We start from the raw sequence: 25,030 nt of genomic DNA on the forward strand, positions 1-25,030 counted from the left end.
TATTAGAGCCTGTTTTAGGAGTTTCTGATGTCTAATCCCCTCTGGTTCGATCCCAGCCTGTGTCTGATTGGTGGTGAATGGAAAACACCTGCGTCAGGGCAATCCTTGACGCTTGTTAATCCCTCGGACGGCTCTGAAATCTGCCAGATCGCAAGGGGTAACGAACGCGATATAGATGCTGCGGTGCAGGCCGCCCGTTCTGCGCGCGATGAGGAATGGGGTCGCATGACCGCGCTGGAAAGGGGGCGTGTTCTCACCCGGTTGGGGCAACTGGTTCTGGAACGGGTGGATGATCTGGCACAGCTTGAGGCGATGGATGTCGGCAAACCGCTGACCCAGGCACGGGCGGATGCCGTTGCCTTGGCGCGGTATTGCGAGTTTTACGGCGGTGCTGCTGATAAAGTGATGGGCGAGACCATTCCCTACTTGGATGGTTATACGGTCTACACGCTGCGTGAACCGCATGGTGTGACCGGCCATATCGTGCCGTGGAACTATCCGATGCAGATCATTGGCCGCTCGGTCGGGGCGGCGCTGGCGATGGGCAACGCCTGCGTTCTGAAACCGGCGGAAGAAGCCTGCCTGACCGCATTGGCCTTCGCTCACCTGGCGACACAGGCGGGCTTGCCACCCGGGGCCTTGAATGTGGTGCCCGGACTGGGAGGTGAGGCGGGCGCGGCCCTGTCGGCGCATCTAGGTGTGGATCACATCTCATTCACAGGTTCGGTCGCGACGGGCGCGTTGGTTCAGCAGGCGGCGGGTCGAAATGTTGTTCCGGTGACGCTGGAATTGGGCGGCAAGTCTCCGCAACTGGTCTTCGATGATGCCGATCTGGATGCTGCGCTGCCGTTTCTGGTGAATGCGGGCATTCAGAATGCGGGCCAAACATGCTCGGCCTCATCTCGCATTTTGGTTCAGCGGGGCGTTTATGAGCAGGTCAAGTCCCGTATGTCAGAGGCATATAGCGAGCTATCCGTGGGACCGGCGATGAACGATCTGCGCGTCGGGCCGTTGATCTCGGAACGGCAAAAACAGATCGTAAACGGTTTTCTTGAGAAGGGCGCGGATTTGACCATCGCCGGACAGGGGCAAATCGTGGAAAACGCCCCAGAAAATGGGGCTTATGTCCTGCCCACACTCTTTGCTGACGTCTCTCCGGACCATGTGCTTGCGCGGGATGAAATATTTGGCCCGGTTCAGGTTTTGATACCGTTTGAAACCGAGGAAGAGGCTCTAAGCATAGCGAATAGCACCGACTATGGCCTTGTCGCCAGCGTCTGGACGCGGGATGGGGCACGCCAGATGCGACTGGCCAAGGGGCTGCAGTCGGGGCAAGTCTTCATCAACAACTATGGTGCGGGCGGCGGTGTTGAGTTGCCTTTTGGAGGTGTTGGTAAATCCGGCCACGGCCGCGAAAAAGGCTTCGAGGCGCTGTACGGGTTCTCACAGCTTAAGACGGTCGCTGCCTATCACGGCTAAACGATCACCTCGATCGCTTTCTGCGCTCCGACGCCAAAAACCCGCTTGTACCGCTCAATCTGATCTGTTGGCCCCATTGCCTTTTCCGGGTTGTCAGACAGCTTCACGGTTGGTTTGCCATTGGCGGACACTGCCTTACAGACCAACGAGAAAGGGGCCAGCGCGTCATTTGGAACAAGCCCGCGAAAATCGTTGGTCAGCAGAGTGCCCCAGCCAAACGATACGTTAGTCTGATCAGCAAACTGGGCGTGCAGCTCGCGAATTTTGTCCACGTCCAATCCGTCCGAGAAGATAATGCGTTTCTGAGTGGGGTCTTCACCTCGAGATTTCCACCAATCAATTGCAATTTCGGCCCCGGTTGCAGGATCGCCGCTGTCGATACGTATTCCTGTCCAGCCTGCCAGCCAGTCGGGAGCGCGGTCCAAAAACCCTTTGGTGCCATAGGTATCAGGTAGAATAATACGCAGATTACCGTCATGTTCTTCATGCCAGTCGCTAAGCACATCATATGGCGCTTGGGCGAGCGCAGCGTCATCTTCAGCCAGAGCCGAATAGACCATGGGTAATTCATGTGCATTGGTGCCGATAGCCTCTACTTCGCGGCGCATCGCAATTAGGCAGTTGGACGTACCGGTGAAGGATGATCCCAAACCTTCGATCATCGCCTGCACGCACCAGTCCTGCCACAGAAACGAATGCCGCCGTCGTGTGCCGAAATCCGCAATTCCCAGTCCCTCAATGTTGCGAAGCTGGGCGATTTTTTCCCAAACGCGTGTCATTGCGCGGGCATACAGTACCTGAAGCTCGAACCGACGCATCCCGTTTAGAACTGCGCGCGAGCGGAGTTCCATCAGCACAGCCAATGCTGGGATTTCCCACAACATGACCTCGTGCCACTTGCCTTCGAAGGTCAGTTCATACTGATCGCCTTTGCGTTCCAGATGATAAGGCGGCAGACGCAGATTTTCGAACCACTCCATGAAATCAGGGCGGAACATCTGGCGTTTGCCATAGAACGTATTGCCGCGCAGCCAGGTGCTTTCACCCCGGCTGAGACTGAGGGATCGGATATGATCCAGCTGTTCACGCAACTCACCTTCATCGATCAATTTGGCCAATGGAACGTGATTCGACCGGTTAATGAGCGAAAAAACCACGTCTGTTTGGGGCTTATTACGAAACACTGACTGGCACATCAGCAGTTTGTAGAAGTCTGTGTCTATTAATGACCGCACAATTGGGTCAATCTTCCATTTGTGATTGTAGACCCGCGTCGCGATGTCGACCATGGGGACCTCCTGCGATTTCCGTTGTTAGATCAATCAGCGCGCTGATTGGCAAGAGTCGCCGGATTGGTAACAATGCCCATGACAAGTCACATTGCGGGCATATTATGAGTGTCCTTCACGCTTTAGTGAGGGGGTGGGGATGGTTGAGAGGTTGAATTTGGTGAATGAGTCTCGAGTACGACTTTGACATAGTGGCGATTGCTCCGGATGAGGTTGATCCGGAACATGGACACACAGCGGTAACAGGGCGACCCCCGGTGCGCGCGCAGTTCAGGAATATCAAGACTGCAGATGCCTTGCGGGCAGCTTCGCCTAAAATACGTCGCATATTTCTGGAATCTGGCTTCAGTCTGGATACGGTGAGTGACAATCGGTCCACCGGATATTACCGGCCCGAGGATTCCGAGAATCGCGTCGTAATTCTGAAACGGCTTTTTGCAAACATTCGGAACATGGGTGTTCAGGGCGAATATTGCGGCGAGTTTGATTTTCATCACTTCCTGGCACACATCAGGGCAGCTAAGCCCGGTCATGTTCTCCGCCCGGCACCTGCGCGAGCCGTACAAGCCCAAAGCCCCGAGTCGGTACGCCCGGAACGGCGCACCCTGGTTGGGCGATTGGGATTTGCGTTGGGGCTGGCTGTGATATTGTTTGTGATACTGAAGCTCCTGGCGGAGTACGGCGCAGCGAATTGATCCTCAGGCCAATTTGACACCCGCTTCGCGCATTGATTTCTCGGCAGCTGATAATGATCCATCCATATCTATCGCACGGCACAGACCGGTTCTGATAGTAACGTCAAATCCCAGTTGTGCCGCATCTACCGCCGAATAATGGACGCAGAAATCTGTCGCCAGTCCAACCATCGTCAACTGTCCGATCCCGCGCGTTTCAAGATAGCCTTTCAGACCAGTCGGAGTGGAATGATCATTTTCGAAGAATGCCGAATAACTGTCGATGTCGCGGCGAAAGCCTTTTCGGATGATCAGGTCGCCATCGGTACGCAGGTTCGGGTGAAAGGCCGCGCCATCCGAGCCTTGAACGCAGTGATCAGGCCACAGGACTTGAGCGCCGTAGGGCATCTTGATCATTTCGAACGGGGATTTGTCGTCATGTGAGCTGGCGAAAGACGAATGCCCCGCCGGATGCCAATCCTGAGTCAGGATCACCGCGTCGAAATCGCCCATGATCGCGTTGATCGGAGCGACGATTTCATCGCCACCCGCAACGGCGAGTGCACCTCCCGGGCAGAAATCATTCTGAACATCGATGACGAGCAGCGCGTGGGACATGTTGGTCTCCTTCAGTTACATAATCGGTATGGCGCGCAGCGTGGATCGTCAATGCTGTCTCTTGAGTGTTTTCATCAGGCGCATTAGATCGCGCACATGTACACAATCGCTGCCCTATACCATTTCACACGCTTCCCTGATCCTGATGCATTGCGCCCTGCCTTGCACGAGCTTTGCCGCGCTCAATCGGTGAAAGGAACCCTGTTGCTGGCGCACGAGGGGATCAACGGCACCATAGCCGGCCCCCGCGCTGGGATTGATGCGGTGCTGGCGCATATCCGCGCGCTTCCGGGTTGCAACAATCTGGAATGGAAAGAGGCAACCTCAGACCACCCACCCTTTGGTAAGATGAAGGTGCGTCTGAAAAAAGAGATCGTGACGATGGGGCAGCCCGATGTCGACCCACGTGCCAGTGTCGGAAACTATGTTGAGCCCGAGGACTGGAACGATCTGATCCGCTCGGACGATGTGGTGGTGATCGATACGCGCAATGACTACGAAGTTGCAATCGGCACGTTTGAAGGCGCAATAGATCCAAACACGGCAAGTTTCCGCGATTTCCCAGCATGGTGGGAAGAAAACAAAGAGCGATTTCACAACAAGCGTGTCGCCATGTTCTGCACCGGCGGAATTCGATGTGAAAAGTCCACTAATTATCTGCTGGGGCAGGGCGTCGAGGATGTCTACCACCTGAAAGGTGGCATCCTGCGCTATCTCGAGGAGATGCCACGCGAAGACAGCACGTGGCAGGGTGAGTGTTTTGTCTTCGACAATCGCGTTTCAGTTGGTCATGGGCTGGTCGAAGGCCCACACAAGCTTTGCCATGGCTGCCGCCGCCCAATCCTGCCTGAAGATGTAAAGCGCCCTGAATACGAACATGGTGTATCTTGCCATCGATGTGTTGATGAGACGTCCGAACAGGACAAGGCACGGTTTCGCGAGCGGCAGAGACAAATCCAGCTGGCCCGCGCGCGAGGTGAGGAACATCTGGGGTCAGATTGAATTCATCTTGCAGGCTATGCCGAAAAACGGATGATGCCTTTGGGCCTGCCTGATGGAGCGGATATGACTCACGAACCCAGAACCCTGGAAGAATGGAAATCCACCCTATTGGCAGCCTTAGGGCTGGTTCTGGCCAGTTTCCTCGCTTGGTACGGTTTGTCGCGTCTGAATGAAACCACCGCAGGTGACACGATCGGTACGATTGCATCGGTTGGGCTGGTGGTCTGGATGGTTTCGCAATCCTACTACTACATAACCCAGGTGAAATCCCCGCGCAGAATGCTGTTTTTGATGGGGGTGTCCTTCATTCAGGTTGTGCCGTTCCTATTTGCAGCCGTCTACGGCGCCTTCGGGTATGAGGATCATTGTGTTGTCGGCGCCAAAGGACCGGCAGATATTCTGTATTTTTCGTACGTCACTTTCACCACGGTCGGATATGGCGACATGTCTCCGACCGGCCTGTGCCGTGGGTTGGCCGTGGCCGAGGCGGTTACGGGCTATATCCTGTTGGGCATGTTTGTAGCCGCAGCCGTGGCGCTATACGCGCGCAACCACAGCAAGTAGACCAGCTTATTTGTTGTGATCGATCCATCGAGACATCAATTGTCTGTCGCGGAAACACTCGGACGGGATCGGACGCCGTTTGGTGCGCGAGATACGCTCCGCAAACGCGACCTGCTTGCCCGTTGGATAGTTTGCGAAAGGCGACGGGTCATGCGGCTTATGGGCCGATATCCAGTCTGATAGTGATTTACGGTCGTGTTGCGCCTCGACAGGAATCTCAAGCGCGGACTGTTGCGCAATCGCGCGGGCATAGCGCATCTGCCGATCTGTCACAGGCAACAGGTGATAATCGTTTGACGTGCCGCCAAGTGCGGCTTTTCGCATGTTCTGGGCCATCGGGGTTATCCTCTGACTATGTAGAACATAAATAGAACATCAACCTTTCATTTCAAGAGAAGGCCATTTGGATTCGGCGAGAACCTGCCAATCACTGGATTTATTGACTGGTCAATCAATGAAAGCTAAGTCTGTCAGCAACACACACCTCCCCTTGCGCAGGGGTGATCCGAAAAGAGAAGGACTCGGCATGAAATTTCAGCCCAAGGCCAGCCATTTCATCAACGGCAATTATGTTGAAGATACCAGAGGCACCCCAATCGACGTTATCTATCCAGCCACCGGTGAAGTTATCGCGCGGTTGCATTCTGCAACACCTGAAGTCATAGAACAGGCTCTAAACAGCGCAAAATCGGCTCAGGCAAGCTGGGCCGCCATGTCGGGCACGGAACGGGGCCGGGTCCTACGGCGTGCGTCGGACATCATGCGGGATCGCAATCGGGCGCTTTCAGTTCTCGAAACCCATGACACCGGCAAGCCACTGCAGGAAACACTTGTGGCAGATGCGACAAGCGGCGCAGATGCTTTGGAATATTTTGGTAGCTTGGCAGGGTCTCTGACCGGCGAACATATCCCACTGGGGGGTGGAGATTTCGTTTATACGATCCGCGAGGCATTGGGTGTCTGTGTCGGCATTGGTGCGTGGAACTACCCGACCCAGATCGCCTGTTGGAAAGGTGCCCCAGCGCTGGCCTGCGGCAATGCGATGGTCTTCAAACCGTCTGAAACCACACCATTGTCAGCTTTGAAGGTGGCCGAAATCTTGATCGAGGCGGGCGCGCCAAAAGGTATCTACAACGTGGTGCAAGGCTATGGAGATGTCGGGGCCAGCCTGGTTACCGATCCGCGTGTGGCCAAGGTCTCGCTGACGGGGTCGGTTCCAACGGGCCGCAAGGTCTATGCGGCGGCAGCCGATGGCATGAAACACGTCACCATGGAGCTGGGCGGGAAGTCCCCGATGATCGTTTTCGACGATGCAGATCTCGACAATGCGGTCTCGGGTGCGATCTTGGGCAATTTCTATTCTTCGGGGCAGGTATGTTCCAACGGCACTCGCGTCTTTGTACAAAAGGGTATCAAGGAAGCATTTCTTTCGCGTTTGTCCGATCGTCTGGCCACTGCGAAAATTGGTGATCCGCTGGATGAGGAGGTCAATTTTGGCCCGATGGTCAGCGAAAACCAGATGAATATTGCGCTGGGCTATGTCGAAAAAGGTAAAGCCGAGGGTGCGAGGTTGGTCTACGGCGGCGACAGGATCGCAGGTGACGGGTACTACATGCAGCCCACAGTTTTTGCCGACGTCACCGACGATATGGCAATCGCACGAGAAGAGATTTTTGGACCTGTGATGTCGGTGCTGGATTTTGAAACCGAAGAAGAGGTGCTGGCGCGTGCCAATGATACCGAATTCGGTCTGGCTGCCGGTGTCTTCACCAATGACCTGACCCGCGCCCATAGAATTGTGGCGGGGTTCGAAGCTGGCACTTGCTATATCAACACCTATAACCTCGCCCCGGTTGAGGCCCCGTTCGGTGGGTCCAAGATGTCGGGCGTGGGGCGCGAGAACTCGAAACTGGCGATCAACCACTTTAGCGAGATGAAGACAGTGTATGTTTCGATGAACGATGTCGAGGCCCCTTACTGATCAAAACCGGTCATTCAGACTCTGTTCCCGACATTTCGCGTCGGGAACAGAGCATAACCTGACATTTGGCTGTGGCTGACTTTCCTGAGAGCACTAGGTTCGCAGACAGGAGATCAGACCATGAAGACCCACGCTCAGGCCGTCGTGATCGGAGGAGGATTGGTTGGCTGCTCAATCCTCTATCATTTGGCCAAGCTTGGTTGGACCGATGTGGTTCTGTTGGAACGCGATGAGCTGACCTCGGGATCAACTTGGCATGCGGCAGCGAACATCCACGGCCTGCATGACAACAACAACATCACCCGCATCCAGCACTATACGATGAACCTGTACAAAGAGCTGGAGAAGGAAACCGGGCAGGGCTGCGGGGTTTTCCAATCTGGTTCGTTGTATCTGGCGCAAACCGAAGATCGCGAACATCAGCTACGACTGCAGGAGGCGAAAGCCCGGTTCTACGGTTTGAACTTTTATGAGATCAGCCGCGAACAGGCGTGTGAACTTCACCCGTTGGCGCAGTTTGACGACATCCGTTGCATCATGTTCGAACCCGATGGGGGCAATGTCGATCCGTCCGGGGTTCCCCACGCCTACGCTGCGGGTGCGCGGGCAATGGGGGCCACAATTGAGCGGTTTTGCCCTGTAATAGGGACTGAACAGCAATCCGATGGCTCTTGGATCGTGCGCACGGATAAGGGGGACATTCACACTCGATGGGTTGTGAATGCGGGGGGCCTGTGGGGGCGCGAAGTGGCTGCAATGGCGGGCATCGAACTGCCACTGCAACCGACCGAGCATCAGTATTTCGTCACTGAAGCCATCGACGAAGTGGCTAATCTTGGGCACCGCTTACCCTCGATCGCTGACCGGGACGGAGAATATTACTTCCGCCAGGAAGGCAACGGCCTTCTGATCGGCGCCTACGAGAAAGACATGCGGTTTTGGGCCGAAAGCGGCACGCCGCTGGATTTTGCCCATGACCTGTTCCCAGACGATCTGGACCGGATCATGGAAAATGTCATCCGCGCCACAGAACGGGTCCCGGTTGCTGCCACGGCGGGCGTCAAACGAGTGATCAACGGGCCAATGATCTGGTCTCCTGATTCAAACGCAATCTGGGGTCCAGTGCCCGAGCTGCAGAACTATTTCTGCTGCACCGGCATCATTCCCGGTTTCTCGCAATCGGGCGGGCTGGGTCTGCTGTCTGCGCAATGGATGATCGAAGGCGAGCCGCAATACGACATGTTCGCCTGGGATCTAGCCCGGTTCGGCGACTGGGCCGACAAGGCCTTTACCAAGGCACGGGTCGAGGACGTCTATACTCACCGTTTCGCCATCCATTTCCCCAATGAGGAGCGCAGCGCGGGACGCCCCGCGCGCCTGCGTCCCGCCTATGAAATGCAAAAGGATATGGGCGCGGTCTTTGGCTTGAACTGCGGCTGGGAACATCCGCTGTGGTTTGCCGATCAGCCCGGTTTACAGGAAACCAATGGGTTCACCCGTCAGAACTGGTGGGAACCGGTGGGCCGCGAGGTGCAGATGCTGCGCGATCATGTGGGTGTGATCGACATCTCGAACTTCGCCAATTACGTCGTGAAAGGCCCAGGTGCTTATGACTGGCTGGATCGTCTGGTGGCCAACAAGGTCCCGACCGAGGTTGGTCGTTCGTGCCTGACGCCCCTGATTTCAGTTCGCGGCGGCGTGGCTGGTGACTTTACCATCACCAAGTTAGCTGATGAAGAGTATATGATGATCGGTTCGGGTATGGCCGAGCGTTATCATCAGCGGTTTTTCAACATGATCGGCTTGCCTGAAGGCACCACGTTCGAGGTCGCCACCGATCGCATTGCAGGCTTCAACGTGGCTGGGCCCAAGTCGCGCGAATTGTTACAGCGGCTGACCAATGCGGACCTTTCAAACGACGCGTTCCGCTTTATGCGCTCGCGCACCATCGAGGTGGTGGGCATTAATTGCCTGGCCATCCGCGTCAGCTTTACTGGCGATCTGGGGTGGGAGTTGCATTGCGCGGAATCAGATCAAATCAGGCTCTATTCAGCGCTATTTGAGGCAGCAAAAGACCTGAGCGGTGGCCCGGTTGGTGGCCGCGCACTGGGATCGTTGCGCATCGAAAAGGGGTATGGCTCGTGGGGGCGAGAATATTCTCAGGAATACTGGCCACAAGAGGTTGGCCTGTCAGGTCTGATCAAGTTGGACAAAGAATTTCTGCACAAAGATGCTTATCTACGGGTCAAGGATAACGCCCCGCGCGAGGTGCTCTCGATATTCGAGGTCGATGCGGACAAAGCCGACGCCACTGGCGGTGAACCGATCTTCACCCCCGACGGTACCCCGGTGGGCCGGGTAACTTCCGGCGCATATGGGTATTCGGTCGGCAAATCCCTGGCCCTGGGTTACGCCAACCCCAAAGCCGCAAAACCCGGAGACACGGTTGACATCTTCATCCTTGGAAAACCACACAAAGCTAAATTCCTTTCAAAGCCACCGTTCGACCCCGCCGGAAACAGATTACGCGATACGAAAGCCGTTGCGGAGCCAGTGAAATGACCAACGTTTTTGACCGGGTTGCCGAGTTTGCTCTGAACGGTACCGCCGAAGACATTCCCGACACAGCACGCGAGACAGCTGCGTATTTGTTGCTGGATACGATGGGTGTTCTAATCGCTGCAGGATCGATGCAGGCCGGTGGGATCGCCCGGGATACCGCAGCGTTGCTTTTTGCAAGTTCAGAGCCTGATTTTAGCGCTCGGATGCTGTTCGACGGGCGGCGCGCCAGTCTTGCAGGTGCAGCTTATGCAACTGCCAGCCAAACCGATAATCTGGATGCCCATGACGGGTTCAATCCCGTCAAAGGCCACATCGGAGTTGCCATTGTTCCGGCGCTTGCTGCGTTGGCCGAACAATGCCCGGATCTGTCGGGTCGTGAGGCTCTGGCGGCTATGATCATCGGGTATGAAATCGCGGGTCGGGCTGGCCTGACCCTACACGCAACGGTCAGTGACTATCACACTTCCGGTGCCTGGAATGCGTTGGGCGTGGCTGCTTTGGCGGCGCGTTTACGCCGTCATGCCCCAGATCAACTGCGACAGGCGTTGGGGATTGCAGAATTCCACGGGCCACGCAGCCAAATGATGCGCGAGATTGCAAATCCAACAATGTTGCACGACGGTTCCGGTTGGGGTGCCCTGGTGGGGTTGTCATCTGCCATCCTGGCCGAGCGCGGATTTACCGGATCACCTGCAATCACGATCGAGGCGAAAGAGGCTGTTCCATTCTGGGACGATCTTGGCCGGGTCTGGCAAGTTGAGCAGCAATATATCAAACCCTATCCAATCTGCCGTTGGGCACATGCATCAATCGACGGTGTTCAGATGCTGATGCAGGTACACAAGCTGACACATCAACAGATCGCAGCCATCCGCATCAATAGCTTTAAAGAAGCAGCTTGTCTGTATTCTGACCACCCTCTGACTACCTCACAAGCTCAATACTCGTTGCCATTTGCTGTAGCGGTTCAGGCAGTTCACGGCCGCATTGGCGTGGAACATATCTCGGGCGAAGGCCTGTCCGATCCAGCGGTCGCAGAGATCACAAGGCTGATTAAGGTCAATGAGAGCCCACGTCACTCTGCCCGTTTCCCAGCAGGACGATGGGCAGATGTCGAGATCGAAACCTTGGACGGATCTGTTTATCATTCAGGTGATATCAACGCGCGCGGTGGTCAGGAAAATCCCCTGAGCAAACAGGAGATTACCGATAAATTCACCGAATTTGCAGCGCCAGCTGTGGGTGGCGATCGGGCCGCCCAGATCCTTGCGGCCACATTGAATTTGACCCAACCCGGGTCGAGCTTTTCCAATCTGTCTGCCCTGATATACGACCCACCCGCATGTTGATACGGCACCACGCCGAATTAAATTACATGATCGAGAATCGCCAAGTTAGAGACTGATATAAGGTGTAAAACGAATGACCAACTCTGAAACAGCATAACCACTGGGCGCTGCGGGTCCGATCAATTCAATCCGCCTGTTTGCACGATTTCAAGCATATCAGAAATTTGCGCGCGGGCATTGGCGCTCTCCTTAGTAAGCGTTTTGGCATCTGCCAGAGGTTTGTCAGATTGCCGTTCAATCGGTTGATCTAACGATATTCTGATTCGATTTAGATCGCTGAAGACATTCGAATCCTCCGCATCAATCTCATTCGTGCCCGCCAACCAGGATAGGCGGTCGGCAGCCTCGATCTGACCAGTTTCTCTTAACAATTCCGCCGCGGCGTTGAAGTTTTGCTCCCGCGCCAAAGCTTGAGCCCGCATTACTCGCGCGTCGTCCGAGGGATCTTCAGACAATTCTAGCAAAGCCTGGCGAGGATGGTCGCTTAGTAGAGATGAACGCGCCCGAATCTGGGCACGCTCGATAGCATGGTTTTGATCGCCCGATGGGTCTGTCCATTCCCGGGCAGCGCTCGAAAACCCAAGATTGACCAACCTACGCGCCACCGATGTGGCCGTATCCACGCTCAGGGTAATGCGAGTTTTCTCCTTCAGTCCGAAAATGTAGCGCAGGAAGGTGATGTCATCCGCCCGCTCAACAAGCAGTTGCAGCACCTGATCTCGCGTGCGGCGCCAATCCTTATCATCAGGTGCATTTTGGATATGATGCATGGCACCATCAAACTCCTGCGACATCGACAACGCAAGCACATGAGCGCGCGCCATCATGGGCCCGAGTTCGGAGTTTCTGAGTTCACGTGCGTAACCTGCCGCTAAATCGAGATCTTTGGGTGGTATCGAAACCCGATCAGCCCATCTTTTTTCGATCAACCGCGCCAGCGCCAGAGGCGCTTCCTCAGAAGCACTTGGGGTGGCTATGACTTCAGTCAAGTGAGCGCTCGCGGTATGTGCATTGCCTTCGGCATCGGCGATCGTGGCCCTGGTCAGGGTCACGTCGGCCGTTTCAGCGGTCATCAATCTGTCGACCGAACGCAAAATACGCCGCGCTGCTTCCAGCCGCCCGGTTGTTGCCAGCAAGTCTGCCAGAGTCGACCCGAGTTGCCGCCTAAGGTGTTCGGGAAGCCGGTTGAATGCTTGCTCGATTATGTTCAGCTGTGCCTCCGGTGCCAATTTCTTCTCGGCCAGAAGTGCCCATAGCGCTGCAGCGCTTTCGCAGCTTTGTTGACCTTCGAATGAGTGCGGTTCAGACGCAGTCAAACCATCGAGAGTAGACGCCATCGCCGAAATACGTTGTTGCTCTGTCGTCGTTCCTGGCAGCAGATCTAACACCTGCAGCGCTTCGGCTCCGAATCCATAATATGTGTACAGCTTGGCCAGATTCAGGGCCTTTTCCTGATCGAGTCGATCAAACTCCTGGAATAGCCCCGTTCGCAGACGCGCTACCTGCACCACAAATGGTTCGGGGCCTGCCCAGGAGTCGAACTCCAGTTCAGCATCGGTGATGCATTCAAATTTGGCATCGAATTCCGGAAGTTCCAGACTTTCGAGACCCCGGGCGTCGTCCAGAACTGAAGACAATCGTAAATTGGGCGCTTGTGCGTCTGAGGTTTTCAAAGGTCCAAAACGAGCGGATTGTCTGCGCCCAACACCAGCAAGTGTGAGGTCAATAACCTCACGATCTGCGCTTTGTAATATGCGGGATATCAGCTCGTCCTCAAAGTTTTGATGACTCATTTGCAACAAGGGCAACGCCAGCGCAGTTGCAGGGATGTGTGCTGGAGGCGGAGCTTGCTTTGCGATGTCCGGGTGAAGGTCTGTCACCACGTCGATTTTTGGAACCGCAACCGGAATGAATTTACCGGGCGAGATGTCCACGACCACCATAGTTTGTTGATGCAGAAATGCGGTGGCGACACATTCACATCCAAAGACCATCTTCAGAGCTCCACCTGAACTAGCCTGAGTTAGAGACTGAAGTCTTTTGCTGGTCAGCCGGTCAAATACGGTTCCGGTATCGAATGTGGCGCCTTTGATAGCAATATTCAGATCAGCACCGCGTTCGTTTGGAGTCATAACCCAATCGGTGCCGGCAGGCACTTGTATCACCAGACGGGTGTATCCATCGTGTTCACCCGAGCGAACACGCAGCACCTGCGCTGACACACTGGTGCCAAGGGCCAATAAAATTAATGTCAAAGCCCGTATCATGCAGCCGCCTGTTTGATTTCTTTCAAGGCCTCTTCAAGCTCCGAAAAATTTGGGCGGTTGTGGGTTGGCGTGTTTTGGCGTCCGACCTCGATGCACATCGCAGCGTTGTGATTGTGCAGATTCGCGACCAGAACCTCCTTGATGAGTTGATAAAAATGGTTGTCTTCTTCAACTACAGCTTTCAGTTTGCCAGCAAACGGACCGACCAAACCATAGGCAAGAAAAACGCCCAGAAAAGTGCCGACCAACGCGCCGCCGATGAGTTTTCCCAGCACCTCTGGCGGCTGGTCGATCGAACCCATGGTTTTGATAACGCCTAGAACCGCAGCTACGATACCAAGAGCAGGCAGGCCGTCGGCAACAGTTTGCAAGGCATGGCTCGAGTGCATGGCATGATGGAAATTTGCCTCCATCCGTTTTTCAAGCACCTCTTCGACTTGATGCGGGTCGTCATAGTTCATCGCGGCTGAGCGCATGGTGTCGCAGATCAAATCCACGGCTTCTTTGTCGGCTTTGATCTTGGGATAAGCTGAGAAAAGCGACGAGTTTTCAGGCTCTTCGATGTGTTGTTCGGCCTCAACCGGGTTTGCGCGCGCGATCCGGATCAACGAGAACAACAGGCAAAGCAGATCACGATAATCTTCGGGCTTCCACTTCGCGCCTTTGAACACTTTGCCAATATCTTTCGCGGTGTGTTTGACCCCACCCATGTCGTTACTGATCATAAAAGCACCAATCGCGGCGCCTCCGATCATCATCATTTCATACGGTAATGACTTCATGATAATCGCCATCTTGCCGCCAGCGGCGAGATATCCGCCAAAAACCATAACGAAGATAACAGCAATTCCGATGAGTCCGATCATAAGTGATCTCCGGCGTTAAGGTGGGAGAAGTGGTTGCCCATCAGCATTATTCCTGTGGGGCGCGGGCGTTGCGCCCAGCCATGATGACGCTGATACCATAGGCGGCCTCGGGGCTGAGACCGGCCATCACATTGGCGGCAGCCTCCGGTGGCATGCGTGACAAGAATCCGGCGGCGAATACTGCATCCATGGTTTCGAACAAGGCCGCGGCATTCTTTGGTTTCATGCTTTGGTAAACATCAGTCAGTTGCGTCAGGTCGCTTTCGGCGGCCGTTTCGGCAATAGCGACGGTCTCACGCAGCGACTCTTCGGCTTCCTGCAGCATGGCCAACCGGGCTTCAATGGCCTGATCTGCGATGTCCAGCGCATGTTCTCGATCGACAATCGTGCTTTCCCGCTGATTCAGTTCGACTTCGCGGCGTAGCAGTTCTGCTAGCAAAACTTGCAGATCCGCGGCGCTGGTCTCAATGCGCTCCGACTTGATTTGCTTTGCCAAGGCCGGATCAGTCCCACGCGCCACCGCAGGCCCAGCCTCAAGCCCGATCCGAATGATGGCGGACCCGATCATCAGCAAGGAGATGACGGTCAGAACTCCTCCGCGCGGGCGCTGGTCAGAATTCTTTTTTCTTTGGCGGATCATTGGCCCGACCCGCTTGACGCTGCAGCATGCCGAAAGAACATCAAGCCCTCGGGCTTTGTTACGGGTTTTAGGGATATGGGCTCAGAATTTTCAGGAACAGTTTCTTCGACAGCGTCCACGTCAGATTTTTCCTGCGCGTGCTCTTCGGGCTGCTCAGGGCTTGGTTGGTCTTCCTGTACGACATCGTGCATCGAGGCCATCATCAGTTCCAGGCGCTGCGCTACCGACTCCGCCCGTTCAGTCAAAGTCTGCAGGGCAACCCCGGACTCGTCGGAAGACTGACGGGCGCTATCGAGCGATTTTCGCAGCTCTTCCGCTTGGGCCGAAAGAACGGAAACCGCACCACCCACGCCCTTTTCAAGATCAGTAAATCGACGCAAACGTCGCGCCAAAATGAAACAGTACAGTCCTGCCCCAAGCGCGCCTGCTACCAGCAGAATATCGGCAATCAGTTCCACCTTCGCCTCCTAATTCAATACAAATTCTGTCACCAGAACGTCGCGCACACGGCCGTCACCCACGACAATTCCTATACGTCGCAGCAGGTGCCCACGGATGCGCACCAAGGCGAGTGAATCTTCAAGGTCGTTCAGCTCGACCGCGCGCAGATAACTGTTCAGAACATCCATGATTCGCGGCTGCATCTTTTCAACCTCGGCGGCGTAGCCCGCGTTCACCTCGAGTTGTGCATGGAACTTGAGATGCCGTGAATCGCCTGCATTGACCGAAACGATCACCGGCGGCAGATCAACAAAGCTCACGTCTGGCAACGCCGTCGCTGGCCTTTTATTGCTATTGCTATCTTCTTCTTTTGCTTCGGCACCGCTACCAATTGGCAGTAAGCCAGAGGCGGTTATGAAATAGCCACCAACACCGCCTGCCACGGCCAGAATCATCCCAAGAATCAGGCCCTTATTTCCTGATTTTTTAGGGGTTTCCACTTCGTCAGCTGTTGCATCGGTCATGCCGTCCTCATGAATCTGTTCGGCAACTGTCATAACCCCGCAGGGACTAACCGATTGTTAAGGGCAATCGTCCAAACAGGGGTTGAGCCGAGCAGAATGTCGGTGAGTCGGAGGTGAGTGTGCAGCAGATCGGAACTGTCTGGGCAAGTTTGGACAAGCGCAAACAAATTTTCGTGGCCGGTGCGGTAGTGCTGGTGTTTCTGGGCGTGCTTGCGATGTCACGGATTGCGACGGCACCGTCGATGACGCTGTTATATTCAGGTCTCGAAAGCGGTGCGGCGGGTGATATCGTGCGATCGCTGGATCAGCGCGGTGTTGCGTATGAAATCCGGGGTGGTTCGATCTATGTACCGGGTTCGCAACGGGATGAGTTGCGCATGACGTTGGCCAGTGAAGGACTGCCAGCAAACGGCAACCGCGGATACGAGTTGCTGGACTCACTCAGTGGATTTGGCACGACGTCGCAGATGTTTGACGCTGCTTATTGGCGGGCAAAAGAGGGCGAGTTGGCCCGCACGATTGTCGGCAGCTCACATGTCAGCCAGGCACGCGTACACATCGCCAACGGTTCGGCCAACCCGTTTCAACGTAGTGTTGCGCCGACTGCTTCGGTATATTTGGTGCCATCGGGTGCGCAGATCACAGGAGATCAGGCCAAGGCGATCCGGTTACTGGTGGCGTCAGCTGTCAGCGGGCTTGCACCAGAAAACGTCACCGTAATCGATTCGAACGGCGCTGTGATCGGAGCACAGGAATCAACCGTGGCCGCTGATACTGCAGACGATAAAGCACGCCAGTTGCGGGAAAAAGTTCTTCGACTTGTCGAAGCACGCGTCGGGGCCGGTAATGCCGTGGTCGAGGTCAGCGTGGATACGGTGACCGAAACCGAGTCGATCCGTGAGCGCCGCTTCGATCCTAAAGGTCGCGTAGCGATCAGTACGGATGTTGAAGAACGGTCTGACAGTGCGCGAAATCAGTCTGCAGACGTGACCGTGGCGTCAAATCTGCCGGATGGGGATGGTGCTGGCGGGGACGAATCCAATTCAAATGCCACCCAGACCCGCGAGCGGGTGAATTATGAGGTTTCCGAGACCGAACTCGAGGTTCACCGAGCGCCGGGCGCCATCAAACGTCTGACCGTTGCAGTGCTGGTCAACGGTGCCCGAACGGTTGATGCAGAAGGCGTCGAACGATTTGAACCCATGCCGCAGCCAGAGCTTGACGCGTTGGAGGAGCTCGTTTCCTCAGCCGTAGGTTATGATGCCGAACGCGGTGACGTCATTACCCTGAAATCGCTTGATCTACCTGTTGTTGAGCCGCAGGGTACATTGGTATCGTCGTCGATCTGGCAGAAGATTCATCTTGATGCCTTGTCGCTGATTCAGATGTTCGTTTTGGCACTGGTATCCCTTGTTTTGGGTCTGTTTGTCATACGACCCATTTTGACACAATCTGCTGCACCTGCGTTGCTACCGGCAGGCATACCGCTGGAAGCGGAGCCTGCAACTTACTTGACGGGAGAGATCGCAAATGGTGATGCGCAAGAGTTCACATCACTTCCTGAGACCGCTCAGACAAATGTTCCGGTAATAGCCAGCGCCCATGGTGAAGACCCCGTCGACCGATTGCGCGCCATGATCGGTGACAAACAGGAAGAGACGGTTGAGATCCTGCGAAGCTGGCTTGAAGAAGGTGAGGAGAGGGTGTGATGTCTATCGCTCATCTCCTTGAGGATTTCACCGCCCCAGCAGCTTGTGTCGCTGTTCATCTATTGGATGAAGAGGCACTGGAAGAACAACGCCTTGCGGCCTTTGAGCAAGGCTATGGTGCCGGTTGGGAAGATGCGGTGCAGGCGCGGGAACAGGGTGGGGCGCAGCTGAGCTCTGACTTGTCTGCAGCGCTAGCAGACCTGTCGTTTACCTATCAGGAGGCGTTAACCCGGATGACATTGTCGCTGGAACCGATGTTTCAGAGCCTGATAAAGGTGGTTTTGCCCGAAACCGTCGAACTGGGCTTTTCCGCCAGATTGACTGAACAGCTTTGTGAGATGGCCCGGGAACAGATCGGGCAGCCGATGCTACTTACCGTTCCGGACGGTGCCGCCGATCAGGTTCAGGCAGTTCTTCCACAAGATCTCACGCCGTTGCCACAAGTTGCCGAGGACCCTTCTCTGCAGCCGGGACAGGCGCGTTTGCAAGTGGGCACCGCCTATCGAGAGGTGGATTGTAGCGCTTTGCTCGCGTCCATTGCCGCAACTTTCGAAGCCTATCTATTTGAAGCAAAAGAGGCTCTGTCAAATGAGTGATTCCCAAGCTCCGAAATCCGAAAAGCCAAATCCGTTCGAAGCGGTTCCGATCGAAGTCACAGTTTCGGTCGGTCGGGCGCGACCTTTGATCCGTGATCTGCTGAACATGGGCGAAAACGCCGTTCTGGCGCTGGACAAACGTATTGAAGACCCCGTCGACCTGTATGTCGGGGACCAATTGGTCGCGCGCGGGCTGCTGGAGGAAATGGAAGGAGATCAGGCTGGGCAGCTGGCTGTGCGGCTGACAGAGATCTCGGATCTGCAAAACGGGATCGGATGATGCGCCATCTGATCTGGCTGGCAATTCTGCTGGTCGTCCCCACCAGCGGCATGGCGCAGGAGTTGTCGCTGTCTATGGGCGAAGATGGATCGATTTCGGCCCGGACGATTCAGCTGATATTGCTGATCACGGTGCTCAGCCTGGCACCGGGTCTGGCGATCATGATCACCTGTTTTCCGTTTCTGATCACCGTATTGGCGATACTGCGGCAAGGGATTGGGTTGCAGCAATCGCCGCCCAACATGCTGATTGTCAGTCTGGCGCTGTTTCTGACCTATTTCATCATGGAGCCGGTTTTTACCGAAGCGTGGGAAGTCGGCATCCAGCCAATGGTCGAGGAAACAATCGACGTGGAGCCCGCGCTGGAACGCGCGCTGGTGCCGTTTCGCAGCTTCATGGCGGCGCGTTTGGATGTCGATACGTTCCAGGCGATGGCAGCATTGCGACCGGATGGCGTGGATTTGCAGCTGTCACCCGAGGCACCTCTGTCCGTTCTGATGCCTTCATTCATGCTGTCCGAGATTGCGCGGGCATTTCAGATCGGGTTTCTGATATTTTTGCCGTTCCTGATCATCGATCTGGTTGTTGCGGCCGTCCTTATGTCGATGGGTATGATGATGGTGCCTCCGGCCACGGTTTCCCTGCCGTTCAAACTGGCATTTTTCGTGATTGCAGATGGTTGGGCTTTGATCGCAAGCGCGCTGGTACGCAGCTATTCGCCTTGATCTATTGCCGGGTGATCTGCAGGCAGGCGCGCAAGCCTTGGTCTCCGGCCTCAAAGCTCAGCGTTCCGCCATGTTGCTCGGCAACGGTGCGTGCGATGGTCAGGCCAAGCCCAAAGCCATCTGACGAACCGGTGTTTGACCCACGCTGGAACGGGGCCAGCAATGCCTCGATATCATCAACCGACAAATCGGTGCCTTTATCTTCGACAATAATCGTGGCGGATTGAGCATCGGTTTCCAGCTCAACCTCGGCCCGGCGCCCATATTTCAAGGCGTTGTCGATCAGATTTGACAGCGCCCGCCTCAACGAGATTGGTCGACCCATCACCAGAATGCGCCGTGTCTCAGGCAGCGATCCGTGCCCCCGGCGCGACATGAACAATGACGGCGCACCTTCGACAGCCACAGGTTCAATTGCTTTCAAAGATACCGGCAAGTTCATATCCTGATAGTCGGCGACCAGTGACTCGACCAGTGAGGTCAACGAGATCTGCCGCGGTTCTTCAACGCTGAGCTCGGACCTTGTATAGGTTAGTACACTTTCGATCATGCCGGTCATCTGATCCACGTCTGCTTCGAGCTTCTCGCGCAATTCGGCATCGTCGATCAGGGCGGCACGCAGCCGGACACGCGTTGCCGGCGTACCCAGATCGTGGCTAACACCCGACAGCACAATGGCGCGTTTCTCAAGCTGCGCGCGTTCAGCCTCAAGGTGATCATTCACTGCAGCCACGATATCGCGCAGCTCTTCCGGCCCGTCCGCATCATAACTTTGTGGCCCACCGCGACGTTTGCGGTCACCAAGTGCCTGTGCAAAGCGCGTGAAGCTGTCTGAGACATTCCCGACCGAGGTCAGCAACGCGGCCAGCGCGACTATTCCCAGCAATATCGCGGGCAGGCGCAGATCAATCGGCGCAGCTTTGCAGCCCCAGATTTCGGTGCCATCGACCTGCTGCCAAACCCCGCGCCCGAATTGCGCGATCAGGATGGGTTCGCTGCAATAGGTCGCAAGCAGGCGCGTCAGATTGCCCATCTTCTCGGGCCCGGTCTGATCGTTGCCCGACACGATATCCGAGACCGGATAGACCAGACGATCGGACAATACCGCTAGCGTCAGTTCGCGTCCACTCAGAGGGGCTGAACTGTCGGTCAGGATCGACAGATTGGTGACAAAGCGGCGATCCGAAAAGCCCGGCATTTGTTGGAATTCTCCCCTATCGGCAAGTGCGGCGGCCTTGGCCGGCAAGGGATTGATCAGCAAGCCGGGTGGCGGTGCCATCCCCGTCCGCAAATCCTCGTATACGGTGAATCCCGCAACAAATGCCTGAGTTTGGAAACGGTTCCAGGCCTGTGCAGAGGTGAACCACAATACGGTTGCCAACATCCCTGCAGCGAAGGCTGACAGCGTCCAGACCCAACCAAAACTGCGCAGGCGCAATGTCATGCGTCCTCATCTACCGAAATGTCGGCGGTAAATATGTACCCAACCCCACGCTCAGTGCGTAGCATCTGAGGCTCTTTCGGATTAGCCTCGATTTTAGAGCGTAGTCGCCCAACCAACATATCGATGGCGCGGCCTTGCGCCTCGGGCTTGTCAGCCTCGCCGGTGACATCAAGCGCGGTGGCGATCTCATCCCGGGTTAGCGGGATGTGCGGATTTGCTAGCAAGACTTTCAGCAGGGCGGTCTCGCGCTGTGAAAGCGAGACTAAATAGCCGTCGGGCGAATGTACCTCGTCCCGTTTGCCGTCAAAGACCCAGCCGTCAAAGTGAAATGTACGGGTACGGCGGCGATAAGCCAGCGAAGGGGTGCGTTGCGCGCGCTGCATCACAGCACGGACGCGGGCCAGCAGAAGCTGCGGGTTGAATGGCTTGGCAATGTAGTCATCCGCGCCAACTTCATATCCCGCCATGCGCTGGTGATCTGCCGACAAGGCAGAGACCAGAATGATCGGTACATCTTGCTCGGCACGCAATCTGGCGCAAATTTCCACACCGTTCTCATCGCCCAGCATCACGTCCAACAGGATCAGGTCGATCCGACCTGAGGTCAGATGCGTGCGTATTTCACTTTCCGAACTGGCAGGCAGCGCTATATACCCGTTCTGCTGAAAGAACTGGGTCATCATCGAACGCATCTCAGAATCGTCGTCCACCACCAGGAGCCGGGGAATACCCACTCTAATCCTCCTCTCAAACTTCCTCCGCTGCCGCCAATTGTAACGAATGGAAACGGATTCAAGCCCAAAGTAACACGCGGTAACAAAAGCGGTGAAAATTTCCGCCTTGTCAGGATATTGCTCTGCATTCTGCGTTGCCATGCGGCATTCTGTTAGCGCTATATCGAGCATCGCCGCCCATTGGGTGGCACCGAATTCTCAGGGAGGAGAACAAATATGAAGCGTTTTGCATTTGTCACTGTGTCGACCTTTGCCATTGCGGCCGGGTCGTCGGTAGTGGCCGAACCGCAGGCAGAAGTTCTGCACTGGTGGACATCCGGCGGTGAAGCGAAATCAGTCGCGGTTCTGCAGGAGGAGTTTGCCTCGAACGGTGGCACATGGACCGATATGCCGGTCGCAGGTGGCGGCGGTGATGCGGCCATGACTGCGCTTCGCGCACGTGTTCTGGCCGGTAACGCGCCGACAGCTGTTCAGCTGAAAGGCCCCGCCATTCAGGAATGGTATGAAGAAGGCGTTCTGGCAGACATCTCGGCCGTGGCCGAGGCAGAAGGCTGGGCTGATGTCCTTCCTGCGTCGATCGCGGGGCACATGAAGTGTGAAGGGACCTGGTGCGCGGCTCCGGTGAACGTTCACCGTGTTGACTGGATCTGGGCCAACGCGGACGTTCTGGCTGCAAACGGTATCGAGATGCCCAGCACTTGGGATGAATTCAATGCCGCTGCCGAAAAACTGCAAGCCGCCGGTGTGATCCCGCTGGCTCATGGCGGTCAGGCATGGCAGGACGCCACCGTATTCGAAGCAGTTGTGCTGGGCGTCGGTGGACCTGAGTTCTACCAGAAAGCACTGGTCGACTTGGACCCCGAAGCGTTGACCTCGGACACCATGGTGCAGGCGTTTGATCAGATGCGTACCCTGCGCGGATACGTGGACGAGAACTTCTCGGGCCGCGACTGGAACCTCGCAACCGCGATGGTGATGAACGGCGAAGCCGCGTTCCAGATCATGGGTGACTGGGCAAAGGGTGAATTCCTGGCGGCTGGCAAAAAGCCCGGCGAAGATTTCCTGTGCGCCTCGACCCCCGGCGACGGGTATCTGTACAACGTCGACAGCTTTGCCATGTTTGACGTGGAAGGCGACGACAAGAAAGCCGGTCAGGACCTGCTCGCCAAGCTGATCGTTGCACCGAACTTCCAGAAAGTGTTCAACCTGAACAAAGGCTCGATCCCTGCGCGGACCGATGTTGGTCTGGAAGATTTTGACATCTGTGCCAACCTGTCGGCCGAAGACATGGGCTCGACATCTGCCGCAGGTTCGCTGCTGCCGTCTTACGCCCATGGCATGGCGCTGCGCGGGTCGCAGTCCGGTGCGATCACCGATGTTGTGACCGCACATTTCAACTCGGATATGTCCTCTGCTGACGCGGTTCAGCAACTGGCGGACGCGGTAGCAAACAGCTACTGATCCAATACGCTCTGCCCCCTATACTGAGGGGCAGAGCATTTTTCCCCGGAGGCTAAAATGTCCGAATGGCTGGAAAACCACCTGCCCAAGGTGGTGCTGGCACCGTCGTTCATCGCCGTATTGATCTTTGTCTACGGATTTATCGGATGGACCGCATGGGTGTCGCTGACCCGATCGAAACTACTGCCGAAATACGAGATCAAGGGCTTCATCCAGTATGAACGCCTCTTTGACTCGCCCCGTTGGGATACGGCGATCAACAACCTGTATATCTTTGGCGCGCTGTTCATCGTCATCGCGATGGTACTGGGCCTGTTGCTGGCCATCCTGCTGGATCAGAAAATCCGCGTCGAAGGAGCCATCCGCACGATCTACCTCTACCCGATGGCGCTGTCGATGATTGTGACCGGTACCGCGTGGAAGTGGATTCTGAACCCGGGCCTGGGCATAGAATCCATGGTGCAGGGCTGGGGCTTCACAAACTTCGAGTTCGATTGGTTGGTGAACCCTGATTACGCCATCTACACCATCGTGATGGCCGCGATCTGGCAAAGCTCGGGTTTCGTCATGGCGCTGTTCCTGGCCGGTCTGCGGTCAGTGGACGGAGAGATCATCAAGGCCGCGCAGGTCGATGGCATCCCGACATGGCGCATCTATACTGCGATCATCATCCCCTCGATGGCCCCGATCTTCCTGTCAGCCTTCATCGTACTGGCGCATCTCGCGATCAAAAGCTTTGACCTTGTCATCGCCCTGACGGGTGGCGGTCCGGGCTACGCGACTGATTTGCCTGCCACTTATATGTACGCCATGGCGTTTTCTCGCGGCGATATTGGTCAGGCGGCCTCGTCCGCGATGATCATGATGCTGGTCGTCTTTGCCATCGTGGTTCCCTATCTTTACTCAGAGCTGAGGGCGAAAAATGACTGATCTGTCGATGCCCCAAACCCAAACCCGTACCCAAAGCGCCACTGGTAAGATTGCCCTGCGTTGGCTGCTTTACGTCCTGCTGGGCCTGTTCGCGCTGTATTACCTGATGCCGCTGTTCGTGATGTTGACCACATCGTTGAAAAGCCTTGAGGAAATTCGTACTGGCAGCCTGATTTCGCTTCCGCGAGAGGTCAGCTTTGACGCCTGGAAAACTGCATGGTCCGGCGCCTGTACCGGTATCCAGTGCGAAGGTCTGCGGCCTTACTTCTGGAACTCGGTCCTGATCGCGGTCCCTGCGGTGGCCATCTCGACCCTGCTGGGCGCGCTGAATGGCTATGTCGTGGCGCAGTGGCGGTTCAAAGGCGCGAATATCATCTTCTCGCTGATGCTGTTTGGTTGCTTTATCCCGTTCCAGGTGGTTCTGCTGCCCATGGCGCGCCTTCTGGGCATCATGGGAATCGCAGGAACCATTCCGGGTCTGATCTTCGTCCACGTGATCTACGGGCTGGGCTTCACCACGCTGTTCTTCCGCAACTACTATGTCACCATTCCGGCTGAGCTGACCAAGGCTGCGCGCGTCGATGGGGCCGGGTTTATGCGGATCTTCTGGTCGATCTTCCTGCCGCTGTCGCTGCCGATCATCGTGGTGACCGTCATTTGGCAGTTCACGCAGATCTGGAATGACTTCCTGTTCGGTGTGTCCTTCAGCCAGGCGGGGACACAGCCCGTGACCGTGGCGCTCAACAATATCGTAAACTCCACCACCGGCGTCAAAGAATACAACGTCGACATGGCGGCCGCGATCATCGCGGGTCTGCCGACGCTGCTCGTCTATGTCGTTGCCGGTAAGTATTTCATCCGCGGCCTGACCGCTGGCTCAGTGAAGGGATAAGAC

General features: G+C 56.0%; 24 protein-coding genes. 14 read left to right on the plus strand and 10 right to left on the minus strand.

The genetic code is table 11. The annotated features are described in order from the left end of the window. Positions 1–27: 27 nt before the first annotated feature. Positions 28–1,479, plus strand: coding sequence for an aldehyde dehydrogenase family protein (locus ACR0IU_RS09325; RefSeq protein ID WP_480716052.1), 1,452 nt, complete (start codon positions 28–30; stop codon positions 1,477–1,479). On the opposite strand, the gene pncB is transcribed toward ACR0IU_RS09325, so the two are convergent. Further along, complete coding sequence (gene pncB / locus ACR0IU_RS09330) at positions 1,476–2,768, minus strand: nicotinate phosphoribosyltransferase (RefSeq protein WP_480455897.1); 1,293 nt, start codon at positions 2,766–2,768, stop codon at positions 1,476–1,478. The two genes, ACR0IU_RS09325 and pncB, sit on opposite strands and share 4 nt — an antisense overlap. Positions 2,769–2,932: 164 nt before the next feature. Between pncB and ACR0IU_RS09335 the strand changes: the two genes are divergently transcribed. Continuing rightward, positions 2,933–3,463: a hypothetical protein gene (locus ACR0IU_RS09335; protein WP_480716053.1), complete on the plus strand. Its 531-nt coding sequence runs from the start codon at positions 2,933–2,935 to the stop codon at positions 3,461–3,463. Positions 3,464–3,466: 3 nt separating this feature from the next. On the opposite strand, the gene pncA is transcribed toward ACR0IU_RS09335, so the two are convergent. Further along, positions 3,467–4,060 (minus strand): bifunctional nicotinamidase/pyrazinamidase, encoded by a 594-nt coding sequence (pncA, locus tag ACR0IU_RS09340; protein WP_480716054.1) that lies wholly within the window; start codon positions 4,058–4,060, stop codon positions 3,467–3,469. Between the two features lie 96 nt (positions 4,061–4,156). Here pncA and trhO point away from each other — a divergent pair, with 96 nt between their 5' ends. Together trhO and ACR0IU_RS09350 are read left to right on the plus strand one after the other, a co-directional pair. Next, complete coding sequence (gene trhO / locus ACR0IU_RS09345) at positions 4,157–5,062, plus strand: oxygen-dependent tRNA uridine(34) hydroxylase TrhO (RefSeq protein WP_480606905.1); 906 nt, start codon at positions 4,157–4,159, stop codon at positions 5,060–5,062. A 63-nt stretch (positions 5,063–5,125) separates the two neighbouring features. Beyond that, entirely contained in the window at positions 5,126–5,626 is a 501-nt protein-coding gene (locus tag ACR0IU_RS09350) for a potassium channel family protein (protein WP_170541963.1), read from the plus strand. A 6-nt stretch (positions 5,627–5,632) separates the two neighbouring features. Here the strand turns inward: ACR0IU_RS09350 and ACR0IU_RS09355 are convergent, their stop codons facing one another. Next, the gene (locus tag ACR0IU_RS09355; RefSeq protein WP_480716055.1) at positions 5,633–5,962 is read right to left on the minus strand and encodes a hypothetical protein; all 330 of its coding nucleotides are present in this window, start codon (positions 5,960–5,962) and stop codon (positions 5,633–5,635) included. A gap of 190 nt (positions 5,963–6,152) precedes the next feature. Here ACR0IU_RS09355 and betB point away from each other — a divergent pair, with 190 nt between their 5' ends. From betB to ACR0IU_RS09370, 3 genes are all read left to right on the plus strand, one after another. Next, positions 6,153–7,607, plus strand: a complete 1,455-nt coding sequence (gene betB / locus ACR0IU_RS09360; RefSeq protein ID WP_480716056.1) for a betaine-aldehyde dehydrogenase — start codon at positions 6,153–6,155, stop codon at positions 7,605–7,607. A 120-nt stretch (positions 7,608–7,727) separates the two neighbouring features. Continuing rightward, a complete protein-coding gene (locus tag ACR0IU_RS09365) occupies positions 7,728–10,169 on the plus strand; it encodes a GcvT family protein (protein ID WP_480716057.1) in 2,442 nt (813 codons plus the stop codon). Then, a complete protein-coding gene (locus tag ACR0IU_RS09370; RefSeq protein WP_170780270.1) occupies positions 10,166–11,518 on the plus strand; it encodes an MmgE/PrpD family protein in 1,353 nt (450 codons plus the stop codon). The genes ACR0IU_RS09365 and ACR0IU_RS09370 overlap by 4 nt, the downstream gene beginning before the upstream one ends. Positions 11,519–11,637: 119 nt before the next feature. Here ACR0IU_RS09370 and ACR0IU_RS09375 read toward each other — a convergent pair whose 3' ends face one another. The 5 genes from ACR0IU_RS09375 to ACR0IU_RS09395 are packed head-to-tail and all read right to left on the minus strand — an operon-like array spanning position 11,638 to position 16,256. Continuing rightward, complete coding sequence (locus ACR0IU_RS09375) at positions 11,638–13,773, minus strand: hypothetical protein (RefSeq protein ID WP_480716058.1); 2,136 nt, start codon at positions 13,771–13,773, stop codon at positions 11,638–11,640. Positions 13,774–13,781: 8 nt separating this feature from the next. Beyond that, entirely contained in the window at positions 13,782–14,651 is an 870-nt protein-coding gene (motA, locus tag ACR0IU_RS09380) for a flagellar motor stator protein MotA (RefSeq protein ID WP_170541948.1), read from the minus strand. A gap of 46 nt (positions 14,652–14,697) precedes the next feature. Beyond that, on the minus strand, positions 14,698–15,291 hold the full coding sequence (locus tag ACR0IU_RS09385; RefSeq protein ID WP_480716059.1) for a MotE family protein: 594 nt from the start codon (positions 15,289–15,291) through the stop codon (positions 14,698–14,700). Further along, positions 15,288–15,749, minus strand: coding sequence for a hypothetical protein (locus ACR0IU_RS09390; protein WP_319545562.1), 462 nt, complete (start codon positions 15,747–15,749; stop codon positions 15,288–15,290). Before ACR0IU_RS09390 ends, ACR0IU_RS09385 begins: the two co-directional genes overlap by 4 nt. 9 nt (positions 15,750–15,758) lie before the next feature. Then, positions 15,759–16,256 (minus strand): flagellar basal body-associated FliL family protein, encoded by a 498-nt coding sequence (locus ACR0IU_RS09395; RefSeq protein WP_480716060.1) that lies wholly within the window; start codon positions 16,254–16,256, stop codon positions 15,759–15,761. Positions 16,257–16,375: 119 nt separating this feature from the next. Here ACR0IU_RS09395 and fliF point away from each other — a divergent pair, with 119 nt between their 5' ends. Genes fliF through fliP form a run of 4 tightly spaced genes read left to right on the plus strand, consistent with a single transcriptional unit; the run spans position 16,376 to position 19,566 of the window. Beyond that, complete coding sequence (fliF, locus tag ACR0IU_RS09400) at positions 16,376–17,965, plus strand: flagellar basal-body MS-ring/collar protein FliF (protein WP_480716061.1); 1,590 nt, start codon at positions 16,376–16,378, stop codon at positions 17,963–17,965. Continuing rightward, the gene (locus ACR0IU_RS09405; protein ID WP_480716062.1) at positions 17,965–18,561 is read left to right on the plus strand and encodes a FliH/SctL family protein; all 597 of its coding nucleotides are present in this window, start codon (positions 17,965–17,967) and stop codon (positions 18,559–18,561) included. Before fliF ends, ACR0IU_RS09405 begins: the two co-directional genes overlap by 1 nt. After that, positions 18,554–18,841 (plus strand): FliM/FliN family flagellar motor C-terminal domain-containing protein, encoded by a 288-nt coding sequence (locus tag ACR0IU_RS09410; protein ID WP_170471601.1) that lies wholly within the window; start codon positions 18,554–18,556, stop codon positions 18,839–18,841. The genes ACR0IU_RS09405 and ACR0IU_RS09410 overlap by 8 nt, the downstream gene beginning before the upstream one ends. Continuing rightward, on the plus strand, positions 18,838–19,566 hold the full coding sequence (gene fliP, locus ACR0IU_RS09415) for a flagellar type III secretion system pore protein FliP (protein ID WP_480716063.1): 729 nt from the start codon (positions 18,838–18,840) through the stop codon (positions 19,564–19,566). The genes ACR0IU_RS09410 and fliP overlap by 4 nt, the downstream gene beginning before the upstream one ends. A 1-nt stretch (position 19,567) precedes the next feature. On the opposite strand, the gene ACR0IU_RS09420 is transcribed toward fliP, so the two are convergent. Both ACR0IU_RS09420 and ACR0IU_RS09425 read right to left on the minus strand, forming a co-directional pair. After that, entirely contained in the window at positions 19,568–21,010 is a 1,443-nt protein-coding gene (locus ACR0IU_RS09420; RefSeq protein WP_480716064.1) for a sensor histidine kinase, read from the minus strand. Next, positions 21,007–21,744, minus strand: coding sequence for a response regulator transcription factor (locus tag ACR0IU_RS09425; protein ID WP_010438510.1), 738 nt, complete (start codon positions 21,742–21,744; stop codon positions 21,007–21,009). Before ACR0IU_RS09425 ends, ACR0IU_RS09420 begins: the two co-directional genes overlap by 4 nt. A 216-nt stretch (positions 21,745–21,960) precedes the next feature. Between ACR0IU_RS09425 and ACR0IU_RS09430 the strand changes: the two genes are divergently transcribed. Genes ACR0IU_RS09430 through ACR0IU_RS09440 form a run of 3 tightly spaced genes read left to right on the plus strand, consistent with a single transcriptional unit; the run spans position 21,961 to position 25,027 of the window. Continuing rightward, positions 21,961–23,205: an ABC transporter substrate-binding protein gene (locus ACR0IU_RS09430; RefSeq protein ID WP_010438511.1), complete on the plus strand. Its 1,245-nt coding sequence runs from the start codon at positions 21,961–21,963 to the stop codon at positions 23,203–23,205. 57 nt (positions 23,206–23,262) lie between these two features. Then, a complete protein-coding gene (locus ACR0IU_RS09435) occupies positions 23,263–24,135 on the plus strand; it encodes a carbohydrate ABC transporter permease (protein ID WP_170387762.1) in 873 nt (290 codons plus the stop codon). Then, the gene (locus ACR0IU_RS09440; RefSeq protein WP_010438517.1) at positions 24,128–25,027 is read left to right on the plus strand and encodes a carbohydrate ABC transporter permease; all 900 of its coding nucleotides are present in this window, start codon (positions 24,128–24,130) and stop codon (positions 25,025–25,027) included. The genes ACR0IU_RS09435 and ACR0IU_RS09440 overlap by 8 nt, the downstream gene beginning before the upstream one ends. Positions 25,028–25,030 lie beyond the last annotated feature (3 nt).

This window comes from Ruegeria sp. CL5, from assembly GCF_056536485.1.

Excerpts from the sequence above, each read along its gene's own strand:
- ACR0IU_RS09395 (WP_480716060.1), bottom strand. The coding sequence starts at position 16,256 with ATGACCGATGCAACAGCTGACGAAGTGGAAACCCCTAAAAAATCAGGA.
- ACR0IU_RS09335 (WP_480716053.1), top strand. The coding sequence starts at position 2,933 with ATGAGTCTCGAGTACGACTTTGACATAGTGGCGATTGCTCCGGATGAG.
- pncB (WP_480455897.1), bottom strand. The coding sequence starts at position 2,768 with ATGGTCGACATCGCGACGCGGGTCTACAATCACAAATGGAAGATTGAC.
- ACR0IU_RS09440 (WP_010438517.1), top strand. The coding sequence starts at position 24,128 with ATGACTGATCTGTCGATGCCCCAAACCCAAACCCGTACCCAAAGCGCC.
- motA (WP_170541948.1), bottom strand. The coding sequence starts at position 14,651 with ATGATCGGACTCATCGGAATTGCTGTTATCTTCGTTATGGTTTTTGGC.
- ACR0IU_RS09405 (WP_480716062.1), top strand. The coding sequence starts at position 17,965 with ATGTCTATCGCTCATCTCCTTGAGGATTTCACCGCCCCAGCAGCTTGT.
- ACR0IU_RS09435 (WP_170387762.1), top strand. The coding sequence starts at position 23,263 with ATGTCCGAATGGCTGGAAAACCACCTGCCCAAGGTGGTGCTGGCACCG.
- ACR0IU_RS09385 (WP_480716059.1), bottom strand. The coding sequence starts at position 15,291 with ATGATCCGCCAAAGAAAAAAGAATTCTGACCAGCGCCCGCGCGGAGGA.
- ACR0IU_RS09430 (WP_010438511.1), top strand. The coding sequence starts at position 21,961 with ATGAAGCGTTTTGCATTTGTCACTGTGTCGACCTTTGCCATTGCGGCC.
- betB (WP_480716056.1), top strand. The coding sequence starts at position 6,153 with ATGAAATTTCAGCCCAAGGCCAGCCATTTCATCAACGGCAATTATGTT.
- ACR0IU_RS09420 (WP_480716064.1), bottom strand. The coding sequence starts at position 21,010 with ATGACATTGCGCCTGCGCAGTTTTGGTTGGGTCTGGACGCTGTCAGCC.
- ACR0IU_RS09365 (WP_480716057.1), top strand. The coding sequence starts at position 7,728 with ATGAAGACCCACGCTCAGGCCGTCGTGATCGGAGGAGGATTGGTTGGC.
- pncA (WP_480716054.1), bottom strand. The coding sequence starts at position 4,060 with ATGTCCCACGCGCTGCTCGTCATCGATGTTCAGAATGATTTCTGCCCG.
- ACR0IU_RS09410 (WP_170471601.1), top strand. The coding sequence starts at position 18,554 with ATGAGTGATTCCCAAGCTCCGAAATCCGAAAAGCCAAATCCGTTCGAA.
- ACR0IU_RS09370 (WP_170780270.1), top strand. The coding sequence starts at position 10,166 with ATGACCAACGTTTTTGACCGGGTTGCCGAGTTTGCTCTGAACGGTACC.
- trhO (WP_480606905.1), top strand. The coding sequence starts at position 4,157 with ATGTACACAATCGCTGCCCTATACCATTTCACACGCTTCCCTGATCCT.
- fliP (WP_480716063.1), top strand. The coding sequence starts at position 18,838 with ATGATGCGCCATCTGATCTGGCTGGCAATTCTGCTGGTCGTCCCCACC.
- ACR0IU_RS09355 (WP_480716055.1), bottom strand. The coding sequence starts at position 5,962 with ATGGCCCAGAACATGCGAAAAGCCGCACTTGGCGGCACGTCAAACGAT.
- ACR0IU_RS09325 (WP_480716052.1), top strand. The coding sequence starts at position 28 with ATGTCTAATCCCCTCTGGTTCGATCCCAGCCTGTGTCTGATTGGTGGT.
- ACR0IU_RS09350 (WP_170541963.1), top strand. The coding sequence starts at position 5,126 with ATGACTCACGAACCCAGAACCCTGGAAGAATGGAAATCCACCCTATTG.